The 590-nt window shown below is 31.4% G+C and carries 1 protein-coding gene; it reads left to right on the top strand.

Features of this window, described 5'->3' with window-relative positions; translation table 11 throughout:
* Positions 1–59: 59 nt before the first annotated feature.
* Positions 60–590, top strand: a 531-nt coding sequence (locus ETC00_RS19550) for a hypothetical protein (protein WP_171567712.1), incomplete at its 3' end; no start/stop codon positions are given.

Here is a 590-nt window from a genome sequence, read left to right as displayed (position 1 = left end):
GTGCACTCTCTTATAAACCTAAGAAGTAATTTATAAACTTAAAAAGGAGGAATAATAAGATGTCTATTTTCGGAACTTTATTTAATAACGAGGAAACAGTAATTGAAAGTTATTCTGGATACATTGAACCTTCATTAGAAGGTATTATGGGAGTAAACAGCGAAACAGCTCTTGAGTTTTATCAAGTCAATGCATCTATGTATATCTTTGACGTAGTTGCTGAAGAAGCTGTTATTGAAAACTCTGCAAACCCATCAGTTCTTTTAGAGTCTTTCCTAAAAGATAAAATTGGTAAACTCAAAGAAATCTTTCAAAAATTAGCTGCTAAAGTTCGTTCTTGGTTCGAAGCGGCTATTAAATTCTTGAAGCGTACTTTCTTGAGTGGAGAAAAGTTCGTAAAAGAATTTCAAGATGAAATTAAAGAAAAAAGTGTTAAAGGTTTTGAATATACTGGGTATAAAATTACGTTAGAAAAAGGAGAAGAACATTCAAGAGAAGTACTCTCAACTTTAAGAAGATTTCTGGACGAAAAAGTTAAGGTCGCTGAAACCGTTTTTGACAATTTAGAAAAATTAGACATTGAAGTAGAT

The sequence above is a fragment of the Brevibacillus sp. MCWH genome, assembly GCF_013096935.1.
Taxonomy (GTDB): Bacteria; Bacillota; Bacilli; order Brevibacillales; family Brevibacillaceae; genus Brevibacillus; species Brevibacillus aydinogluensis.
The sequence above is the reverse complement of the archived record's forward strand: the minus strand, read 5'-3'. Positions and strand labels throughout refer to the sequence as shown.